Origin of the sequence: Neoroseomonas rubea (assembly GCF_016106015.1) — a bacterium.
GTDB lineage: Bacteria > Pseudomonadota > Alphaproteobacteria > Acetobacterales > Acetobacteraceae > Neoroseomonas > Neoroseomonas rubea.
Map to the genome: position 1 here is coordinate 1 of NZ_JACADQ010000760.1, position 556 is coordinate 556.

The 556-nt window shown below is 78.2% G+C and carries 1 protein-coding gene; it reads right to left on the reverse strand.

Annotation, left to right across the window (positions count from 1 at the left end; genetic code table 11):
* The coding region (locus tag HW577_RS26270; protein WP_198378996.1) for an AsmA family protein at positions 1-556 on the reverse strand (556 nt) is incomplete at both ends.

Sequence of the window (556 nt, forward strand, 5' to 3'; positions counted from 1 at the left end):
GTGTGCTCTTCGAGTCTCGCCGCGATCCGCCCCGTCAGCCGCGGCCGCGCGGCCCCGAGGGCCACGCCGATCTGCCCGCGCGCCCGCAGCCCGCCCGCGACCAGTTCCAGGTTGTCGGCCTGGATCGTGCCGGGCCCGCCGGTGACCGCGGCGATCAGCGAAAAGGACCCCTCGCCCAGCCAGGCCGGCGGTTCGGCCGCGCCGAGCTGCAGCGCGAGCCGCGGCGCGCCCGGATGGCGCAGCGTGACATTGCCGCCGAAGCGCGACTGGGGAAGGTTCAGGCTCGCCTGGCCTTCGGCGCGCAATTCGCCGAGCTCCGCCTCCCCTGCCAGGGCCAGCGCGTCGAGCGGCCCGCCGCCCGTCATCCGCAGCCGGAGCGGCAGGGCGGCAAGCCCGCGCGGCACGGTCACCCAGCGTGCGAGCGGCACGGCGAAGGCGCTGTCGGCGCCCGCGACCGCTTCCAGCACCACGTCGCCAAGGCGCGGCGCGGCCCCCGTCGCGAGCGTGCCGGCCAGCACGAGGTCGGCGCCGCCGATCCGCGCCGAGGCGCGCCGCA